Below are 699 nucleotides of genomic sequence, written 5' to 3' on the forward strand. Positions count from 1 at the left end.
AAGTGGTCATCAATGCTGCTATAGCTAATTTTTTCATTGGTGTATCCTCATACAATTATTATCAAATTTTTAGTATTAATTATCGATATCGTTAGAGCGAAGTTGGTCTAACGATATCGATAATTTTTTATAGTAGTAAGGACACTCGGTTACATCATTTGAACTATAGTTTTTTGAACGACAATAGATCAGCATGTATTTAGTGAGTGCCCTTATAAATACTTCGCTCAGTATAGAAGCTTTAAAACCTTATCTTCTATGACTGCTTTGTAATTAAACGTCAGTATTTGCAACTGATATCACTCATGTCAGATAATCTAAGACGCACTAACTACGATAGTCTGCATTTATCTTGACGTAATCATAAGATAAATCACAAGTATAGACGGTATCTGTCGCCGACCCTCGCGCCAAATCGATATGAATGGTAATCTCAGCACGCTTCATAACCTCCTTACCTGCGTCTTCTGTATAGTCTGGAGCCACGCCACCATTTTGACAGATCATAATGTCGTCCAAATAGACATCCACTTGCTCAGTATCCAAATCATCGATACCCGCGTAGCCGACTGCCGCTAGGATACGACCCCAATTGGCGTCGCTTGCAAAGAATGCCGTTTTCACGAGTGGCGAGTGAGCAACGGCGTACGCAACGTCGCAGCACTCTTGCGTAGTTTTGCCGCCAGTGACCTTGACCGT

At 41.1% G+C, this 699-nt stretch carries 1 protein-coding gene; it reads right to left on the reverse strand.

The features are described from left to right. Positions 1–327 precede the first annotated feature (327 nt). Positions 328–699: bifunctional ornithine acetyltransferase/N-acetylglutamate synthase (locus ACTXGO_RS15495; protein ID WP_443575147.1), on the reverse strand; the 372-nt coding region annotated here is incomplete at its 5' end.

Source organism: Psychrobacter sp. T6-1 (assembly GCF_052258445.1).